Annotated in this window: 6 protein-coding genes; all 6 read right to left on the bottom strand. The window is 47.6% G+C overall.

Features of this window, described 5'->3' with window-relative positions:
* Window positions 1-2: 2 nt before the first annotated feature.
* Complete coding sequence (locus NYE70_RS22670; RefSeq protein ID WP_213654539.1) at window positions 3-1,349, bottom strand: ABC transporter substrate-binding protein; 1,347 nt, start codon at window positions 1,347-1,349, stop codon at window positions 3-5.
* A gap of 198 nt (window positions 1,350-1,547) precedes the next feature.
* The gene (locus tag NYE70_RS22675) at window positions 1,548-3,269 is read right to left on the bottom strand and encodes a sensor histidine kinase (RefSeq protein WP_211026170.1); all 1,722 of its coding nucleotides are present in this window, start codon (window positions 3,267-3,269) and stop codon (window positions 1,548-1,550) included.
* 83 nt (window positions 3,270-3,352) lie between these two features.
* Complete coding sequence (locus NYE70_RS22680) at window positions 3,353-4,213, bottom strand: carbohydrate ABC transporter permease (protein WP_211026172.1); 861 nt, start codon at window positions 4,211-4,213, stop codon at window positions 3,353-3,355.
* On the bottom strand, window positions 4,210-5,169 hold the full coding sequence (locus NYE70_RS22685) for a carbohydrate ABC transporter permease (protein WP_211026174.1): 960 nt from the start codon (window positions 5,167-5,169) through the stop codon (window positions 4,210-4,212). The genes NYE70_RS22680 and NYE70_RS22685 overlap by 4 nt, the downstream gene beginning before the upstream one ends.
* Before the next feature lie 98 nt (window positions 5,170-5,267).
* Window positions 5,268-6,623, bottom strand: a complete 1,356-nt coding sequence (locus NYE70_RS22690) for an ABC transporter substrate-binding protein (RefSeq protein ID WP_213654538.1) — start codon at window positions 6,621-6,623, stop codon at window positions 5,268-5,270.
* A gap of 265 nt (window positions 6,624-6,888) precedes the next feature.
* Window positions 6,889-8,520 (bottom strand): formate--tetrahydrofolate ligase, encoded by a 1,632-nt coding sequence (locus tag NYE70_RS22695; protein ID WP_341048350.1) that lies wholly within the window; start codon window positions 8,518-8,520, stop codon window positions 6,889-6,891.
* Window positions 8,521-8,998 lie beyond the last annotated feature (478 nt).

Below are 8,998 nucleotides of genomic sequence, written 5' to 3' on the forward strand. Positions count from 1 at the left end.
CATCACTCGGGCAGTGAACTTTTTCGTTGCTTCCAGTATTGCTCCGAGGTCGCTTGAATTTCATCCAAAGCCTCATTCGGCGAAACGCCGCCGGATATAATATCCTCGATTACTTTCAGGAATGTCTTGGTCACTTCCGGTGACAGCACATTGTCATACGCCAGAAAAATGCTGTCGCTCTGTTCCATGAGACTTACCACTTGGGCAAACACAGGACCGGTTTTCTCCGCATCGAAGGATATTTTCATCGATGGAATCCGAAGTCCCTCATAAACAACCCGCCTTTGAATATCCTCGGTGTAAAAAGCCTGCATCAAATCCAGCGCGGCCTCCCGCTTGGCTTCTTCCAAGTTCGAGGAAAGAGCGATCCCGATCGTATATCCTCCCGCCAGCGAGCTTGGCTGATCCGGAAGCAGGGTAGGGAACGTAATCACGCCGACCCGGTTCGGGAAATCATCCGGCTCTTCTCCGTTATGAAAGAGATTGATATCCCAGCTCCCATTCACATACATGGCCGCTTTGCCGGAAGTAAACAGCGCGATCGCCTCTTCCGTCGACAGATCATTGGCCGGATTGCTGAAGGCTCCTTCAGAGACCCAATCTTTAAAATGCATAAACGCCTGTAAATAAGCGCTATTGTTAAAATCCACGGCCTCATTGCCTTTGGTGAGCTCATTAATCAAATCCGGCCCCGCATAACGGTCCATCAAATAGTGAGCAAAAATCGCGGCCGGCCAGCGCTCCTCATTGCCTAGAGCAAAAGGAATGTACCCTTTATCTCTCAACAGCTTGACGACGGCGTCCAGTTCATCCAGCGTTTTCGGCGGGGTAATCCCCAGCCGTTCGAAGATTTCTTTATTATAATAAAGCGGCTCCGCATGTCCTTCCAAGGGTAATCCGTAAATTCGGTCATCGTAGGTCCATAGATGAAGGTCTTGGAACTTTTCCTTCAGCCCGTTATCACGGACGAAACCCGTCAAATCCATTAAGCGATTGGACCGGACATAAGGCTCTATTTCCGCCCCCGCAAATAACACGAACATGTCGGGCGGCGTCCCTGTCACCATCTCACTTTTCAGTTTCCGCTCCCGGTGATCGGTTTGGTCCATCCCCTCGAAATTCACCTTCACGTTGGGATGCGATTTTTGAAAAGAATCCACGACTTCCTCGAAAATGTGCAGCATTTGCCGGTCATGTTCCTTGATCCAGAAATGGCGGAAGGTCAACGTGATCTTCTCGGTCTGCTTCTCCTCGATCGGTTCGCTGCCGTTCATCGCAATGATCATTACCGAGATACCAAGCACAAGTGCATACATGACAATCCAGCCCCAGTTTACAAACCATTTCACGCCTCTCTTCCCCCTTTAGAGGTTGTTCAAAAAGTCATCTTTCCATGACGAAGCGGATCATGATGCGGATTCGACGTCGAATCTTGAATTCAGCCGGGCCTTCCGTTGCTCACGTACCTCATGTACGCTCCGCTACTCAGTCCCTAGCTTCATCCAACCTTCTTGGTCCTGAAAACCTGTCTTTTTGAACTCCACATTTTACGTATTGATCTTCGGTATTCGGATTCGGATGATAGACCCGAAGCCGGGGGAAGAACATATCATGATGCCGTAGTATCCGCCGAATCGTATGCTTAATCGCTCATGTACATTTTTCAAACCGACGCCGTTTTCCCGGTATTTCTTCAAATTGCCCCGGTCTTTGCTCCAAAGATGCATCAGCGTTTCCTGATCGAACCCCGGGCCATTGTCCATAACATCGATCAGAATATCCCGTTCCCCGTCCCGCGCGGTAATTGAAATAAAGCCTCTTCCTTCCATCGGCTCGATTGCATGATAGAGCGCATTCTCAACGATCGGCTGTACGATGAGCTTTTGCGTCTTGTAATATTTCAATGATTCCGGAATTTCAATTTGATAGGAAAACTTGTCCTCAAAACGGTATTTCTGAATATCCAGGTAATGCCGGACATGATCCATTTCCATGGACAACGGAATCAGTTGCTGATTTTCACTGATACTGATCCGCAGCAGTCTGCCCAGCGACACCACCATTTTGCTGATGTCCTTATTGCCTTGCAGTACGGCCATCGAGTTAATCGATTCCAGCGAGTTATAAATAAAATGAGGATTGATCTGTGCAACCAGCGCCTGGAGCTCAACCTCTTTTTTTCGCGCCTGCTCTACTTGAACTTGTTCGATCAGTTCAGAAATTTGCTTGCTCATCCGATTAAAGCCGTCCATCAGCAAATCCGTCTCGTCCTCGGATCGGACCATCGGCGGGATCGGCACGAATATACCCTGCTGAACCCTCTTCATCCCGTTTACAGCGCTGATAATGCTTCGAACCAGCCTGCGCACGAAATAACGGTCGAACAAAAAAGCCGATATCAACGAGACCAGGACAAGAATCACAGCGATATTCCGGATATTGATCGATTCCGAAGCAATAAGCTTGCTCGGGGTAATCGCTACCAGATACCATTCCTTGTTATGGGAAGGCAAGAAAGTAATCAGCGACTTCTCACCCAAATATTTATCAACATAATATCCCTTTTCGTTTGTTTCGACATCCGTCAGAAAAGGAAAGTCCGTACGTTCCCCAATATGTTCGCCCGATTTATCAAATACGATATTCCCCTGTTTATTGACCAGTAAAATATCCCCTTGTTTCAGGGTGGCGGTATCCCAAAATACTTGATCCAAAATATCCGGTTTGACATAAATTACAACCGCACCGATATCTTCCAGCGAATAATAATCTTTGATTACGCGAGCCTGGATCAAAACCGGCTTCCCCGTGGAGGCGCTGCCATTTTCGCCCGGACCGATCCAAATCGGCCGGCCTTCCGCGGCTATCATCGCCTCATACCAGTCCTGATGGCTTAACGAATCGAATGTCATCGCGTCATTGTATTGGTACAGCAGCTTATCTTTCGAATAAAGTCCGAATGAACTGATCATCGGATGATTGATTGAATTGTTGATCTCTTGCCTTTGTTCGTAGGTGACGACAAATGTAGGCTCCTTCAAGGTCTCTTGGATGACCTGTTGCGTTATCGCCGAGTTGGAGATGTTCGTTATTTCGTTTAACGCATAATTCAGCTTCCGGTCTGTCTCCAGCAACGATACCCAATAAAAGTTGGTGGATTTCTTTTCCATGGTGTTTGAGAAGCTGAAATACGAAATCGAGCCCATCAAGATAACCGGGATAAACACAAGAAGAATAATAGCCAGCAAGATTTTCCGACGGAGCTTCATCTGCGCCCTCCCTCCACAATCTCCTATCTCTATTATTCTTCATTATGCTTTATATTTCCTTGCTCTACTATAATAAAGCTCGCCTAACTTTTAATTGCGCCTGAAGTCAAGCCTGCAATTACCCACCGGCTGAACAACAGGAATACGATGAGGAGCGGCAGCGTCGCCGTAAAGGTGGCCGACATGATCATGCCGAAGTCCAGACCGTCCTTATTGGTGAACAACTGCTGCAATGCGATCTGAATCGTGTAATTCTCTTTGTTTTTTAACACGACCAGAGGCCAGAAGAAATCATTCCACACGTTCATAAAGTTAAGAATACCCAGGGTTGCCATTGCCGGGGTGACGACCGGAATAGCGATTTTCCAGAAAATCCGGAAATGTCCGCCGCCGTCGATCCGCCCCGCTTCCAACAGTTCGGAGTGAACGGCTGAAGCGATATACTGCCTCATCCAGAAGATCCCGAACGCATTGACCATTGCAGGAACGATAAGTGCTTTGTAGCTGTCGATCCAGTGCAATTTAGCCATAATGACATACTGAGGAAGCACACCCAATTGTGCCGGTACAAGCATTGTTCCGATAACGCAAACGAACAGAACATTTTTCAGAGGAAACTCATATTTAGCAAAAGCGTACCCTGCCAGGGTACAAAGGAATACTACAGACACCGTAACCGCCGAAGATACGACAACCGAATTCAGCAGCGCCCGGAAAAAGTCGGTCCGTTCCAGAACACGCGAGAAATTGTCAAAGAAGTGTGTCCCTGGAGTCAGCAAAGGCGGCATTTGAAAGGCCGCATCCTTGTCATTGGTCGCAACCACAAACATCCAGAAAAACGGGAAGACGGAAACCAGTGCCCCAATGATCATAAAGAGATAAAAGAACGTTTTCCCTAAGACTCCGGGTTCATCCGGCTTTTTTCTTACTGCGATACTACTCATGCTCTCTTACCTCCCGTATCTCCGCCCATACGGCTTGATAGCAACATGTTAAGCACGGAGAAAAGAATTGTGGCGACAAACAGAAGGACCGCCGTGGCCGCTGCCGTACCGAAGAATCCGTTTCTGAAGGCTTCACTGTACAAATAAGTAACCATCGTAACCCCTTCTTGGCGTGTAGAACCCGTACCGCCTTGACCGAGGAACACATATGGTTCGGTAAAGAGCTGCAGTGCGCCGATGGTCGATGTCAGGGTAACAAACAGAATAAATGGCCGCAGCAGCGGAAGTGTAATATACAGCAGCTGCTGTCCGCGCGTGGCACCGTCAATTCTGGCCGCTTCATAAATATCCGTCGGGATACTTTGCAAACCGGAGAGGAAAATAATGGCGTTATACCCCATCCACCGCCATAGAACCATGGTGGAAATGGCTATTTTTACGCCCCACCAACCCGAGTTAAATGGAACGCTGTCCAAGCCTAGGTTGTTCAAAAGCCAGTTGATCATCCCGTTGTTTCCGAACATGGTGCTGAACACCAGGGTAACGGCAACAATCGAAGTGATATTCGGCATGAAGTACAAAATACGGAATGTATTCTTGAATTTATTCAAAGCCGAGTTGAGCATGACGGCCACGAATAGCGCCAAAATGAGCTGTGGCACTGTACCCATCAAGGCCATGATGATCGTATTGCTAAAGGAAATCCAGAAGGTTGGATCACTAATAATTAAATCGTAGTTTTTGATCCCTACATATTTCATAGGTCCTATTGCGTCCCATTTGAAGAAGGACAAATAGATCGTAAAGATGATCGGATACAGTCCGAATATAGCGAACAAAATGAAAAATGGCGAAATAAACGTATACGCCGTGAGCTGGCTGCGTCGTTTCTCGGTCCAGAAATGCCTTTTCGGCGGTATCGACTGGGCCGGACTCGCTGTAGCTGTGTCAGCCATGAACGCACCTCCATGAAGTAGTTGATAAACCCGAATTCGCAGGGGCAATAGTCGCCCTGCGAATTCGGATAAAGAAATCGTGATATTAGATCTTCTTACTAGCTGCGATCAACCAGAGTCTTGATTTGTTTCATCGCGCTATCCCATTCTTTTTGCGGATCCGCTTTTTTCTCAAGAACGTTCTTGAGCGCGTTTTTGATAATGGTATCGGCTTGGTCATGAAGCGGACCATAGTAAATCGGTTTTACGGTTTGAGCCGCTTTTGCGTAAGCTGCGGATGTAACTTGACCTGCGAAGAAATCGTCGCCTTTTTCCGTGAATGCAGGATCTTCATAAACAGCTGGGATTGTTGGGAACAAACCGCTGTCCGTAAACGATTTCATTTGGTTTTCTTTGTTCAGAACCCAAGAGATAAATTCATAAGCTTCTTTCGGATGTTTACCTTCTTTAGGCAGCGTCAGGAAGGAACCGCCCCAGTTTCCTGCGCCTTCAGGCATTTGAGCGATTTGCCATTTGCCTGCGGAATCTTTAGCATTTTTGATTGTACCTGCGATCCAAGCTGGGCCGAGCATTACGCCGAAGTCGCCTTTGTTGATCGCATTTTGCCATTCGGGAGACCAGAGAACCCAGTTGCCGATCCAGCCTTCTTGAATGCCTTTTACGGTAAAGTCATATGCTTTCTTAACTTGCGGATTGTCTGCCCCGATAAAGGAGCCGTCTTCTTTACTGAAATAAATTTCGCCTTCGGATTGGTCACGAACGCCGTTGTAGACGAGGTCCGTCAAGTCAGCAAACGGTTTGCCGGTTTTATCTTTGAAAGCTTTGGCAACGGTTGCAAACTTATCCCAAGAGTCGATTGCTGCACTGAAACCGTCCGGATCCGTAGGTAAGCCCGCTTGTTCAGCCACATCCGTACGGTAGTAAACTACAGTAGGCCCGATGTCTGTTGGAAGACCCAATTGTACTTTCCCGTCCAACGACGTAACTTGCTTCCATTTCCAGTCGAGGTAGTTAGCTTCGATATCCTTAGCACCGAGGTCATACAAGTTATAGAACTTGTCGGTGTTGTTCATGAACCGTTCTACGAACGCAATTTCAAGTTGGAAAATGTCAGGAGCGCCTGATCCCGCGGACAACGCTGTCGTCAGGTTGTTGTGATGGGCCGTTTGGTCGGCAGTGTTTTGGAATTTGAAAGTAACGTTAGGATGTTCTTTAGTATATTCCTTCGCCAAATCCTCATAGTTCGTTACGCCCAGCGACCAGAATGTGAGCTCAACTTTTTCCGCCGGCTCTGTTTTTGCATCATTCGTTTTTTCGCCCTCATTACTATTTGTTGCTGCTGGCGTGTTTCCGCCATTGTTTGCCGTTTTGTTGTTGTTTCCTCCGCAAGCGGCCAAGGAAGCAATCATCAGAACAGCTACCAGCAGAATTGCCCAAGGTTTGGTTCTCTTCATCGACTTAATAACCCCTTTCTAAAACTCTTATTTTCATTATTAGTGTAATGGAACCGCTTCGAACTTTTGAGGAGGCAATATTGCGATTTATGGTTGGAATTTTTCTGATGCAAATCAAATAGCCGATCTTCACACCTTTTGCAGGCGGAAAGATCGGCTGTTTTAGAATGCAGCTATTAAATTTATATTAGGCTGACGAGCGGTTTACTACTACTATTCGGAATCGGCAGTTCGGCGATTGTTGACCGACCGCACGGTTTATCCCTTACAACAATCCGGCTACGTCTCCCTGTTCATTGAGATGAATGCGCTCCGCCGCAGGATGTTCAGGCAATCCGGGCATGGTAACGATGTTTCCGGTATGCACGACGACAAACCCGGCTCCAGCCGATAAGGTCACGTCCCGAACTTGCACGGTAAAGTGATTCGGAGCTCCCAGCAAATTACCTTGATCGGAAAAAGAATACGGCGTCTTCGCCATGCACACCGGCAGATGTCCAAAGCCCTGGCGCTCCAGGTCACGGATTTTTATCTCCGCTTTAGGCGTGAGCTTTATGCCTTCACCCCGGTATATTTCTTTTACGATCGTTTCAATTTTCGCTGTAATACTTAAATCATCGGGATAAAGAGGGGCGAACCGGGAAGGCTCATCTTGTAGCATGTCCCGTAATGTTTTCGCCATTTGTATTCCGCCTTGGCTGCCTTTCGCCCATACCTCGGAAATCTCAGCTTTAATACCTAAATGCCGGCACTCCTCAATAATGAATGAGATTTCTTCCTCCGCATCGTTAGCAAAGTGATTAATCGCCACCATTACCGGAACGCCGAATTTCTGAATATTCTCAAGATGCCTTACTACGTTGGCCATACCTATTCGCAGTGCTTCCATATTGGATCCGTCAAGTTCGGACTTAGCGACGCCTCCATTGTATTTCAATGCCTTCACCGTAACTACCAATACTGCCGCATCCGGCTTTAGTTTGGCTTGCCGACATTTGATATCGAAAAATTTCTCCGCGCCAAGATCAGCCCCGAAACCCGCTTCCGTCACGACAACTTTAGCCAGCTTCAGCGCGGTTCTAGTGCCGATGACGCTGCTGCATCCATGAGCGATATTCGCAAAAGGCCCACCGTGAACAATCGCCGGCGTACCTTCCGAAGTTTGCACCAAATTCGGCTTAATCGCATCCTTCAGCAGCACGGTCATCGCATCGATCGCTCCTATTTGCGATGCCGTAATCATTTCACCTGCCATATTGTAAGCCACTACCATGCGGCTAAGACGCTCCTTAAGATCCTGCGGATCCTCACTAAGGCATAGCACAGCCATCACCTCGGAGGCCGTCGTAATCATAAAGCCGGATTCATGCACGCTTCCGTTTCCCTCGCCAAGCCCGACTACGATTTGCCGCAGACTCCGGTCATTCATGTCCATCGCACGCTTCCAAACAATCCGCCCAGTGTCTATTTGAAGGTTATTCCCCTGGAAGATATGATTATCAATCATCGCAGCCAGTAAATTATGCGCGGAAGTAATCGCATGCAAATCACCGGTAAAATGCAAGTTTATATCCTCAGACGGCATCAATTTTGCCTTGTTATCGCCCGTGGCGCCACCCTTCATCCCTAAACACGGACCCAGCGACGGTTCCCTTAAGGCGGCAATCGTTGGCTCGCCAATCGCGTTGAGCGCCTGTGCCAGCCCGATCGTTGTCAGCGTCTTCCCTTCCCCTGCCGGCGTAGGGTTCATCGCGGTTACAAGTACTAATTTGCCATCCGGACGATCATCGAAGTCCCTCGCTAAGCTTAAATCAAGTTTGCTTTTATACCTTCCGTATAGCTCCATATATTTCTCCGGGATCCCAAACGACCCGGCTACTTCTAGTATCGGCTTCATCCCCGTAAATTACCTCCACAATTGTCAGTCTACCTTATGTAAATGACACAACTCTTATTGTACATGAGTTACCATCTGCATGTCCGTGACGAAAATGACGGAAATAAGGAGTTAGTTACTTAAAGATATTCGCTGACTCCATCAAATGATTGAAGTTAGACCTCTTCGTAATATTCGTTGGAGCGTTCACCGGAGTATTCACCGGAAATTCCTCTATATCGGCATTTTGTCTCTGTGGCACTTCGCATCGGCAACCTCACGCCAACTGGCCTCATTATATTGAATTTGTTGGGGGCCACGCATGATACCCGTTTCTATGCCTGATACCTGGCTAATTAAATGTATTTCCTACAGCTAATTTTGTCTTGAAAGGCTGCTGATGTGATTTAGATGTATAACCTACAGCTAATTCCGCCCTTTTCCTCATTATCGGCTTAAACCCTCCGAATTAGCTGTAGGTTTTACAGTTATTTGTCTC

It is taken from the genome of Paenibacillus sp. FSL R5-0407, assembly GCF_038009185.1.
Lineage (GTDB): Bacteria > Bacillota > Bacilli > Paenibacillales > Paenibacillaceae > Fontibacillus > Fontibacillus vini.

Excerpts from the sequence above, each read along its gene's own strand:
- NYE70_RS22695 (WP_341048350.1), bottom strand. The coding sequence starts at position 8,520 with ATGAAGCCGATACTAGAAGTAGCCGGGTCGTTTGGGATCCCGGAGAAA.
- NYE70_RS22675 (WP_211026170.1), bottom strand. The coding sequence starts at position 3,269 with ATGAAGCTCCGTCGGAAAATCTTGCTGGCTATTATTCTTCTTGTGTTT.
- NYE70_RS22685 (WP_211026174.1), bottom strand. The coding sequence starts at position 5,169 with ATGGCTGACACAGCTACAGCGAGTCCGGCCCAGTCGATACCGCCGAAA.
- NYE70_RS22690 (WP_213654538.1), bottom strand. The coding sequence starts at position 6,623 with ATGAAGAGAACCAAACCTTGGGCAATTCTGCTGGTAGCTGTTCTGATG.
- NYE70_RS22680 (WP_211026172.1), bottom strand. The coding sequence starts at position 4,213 with ATGAGTAGTATCGCAGTAAGAAAAAAGCCGGATGAACCCGGAGTCTTA.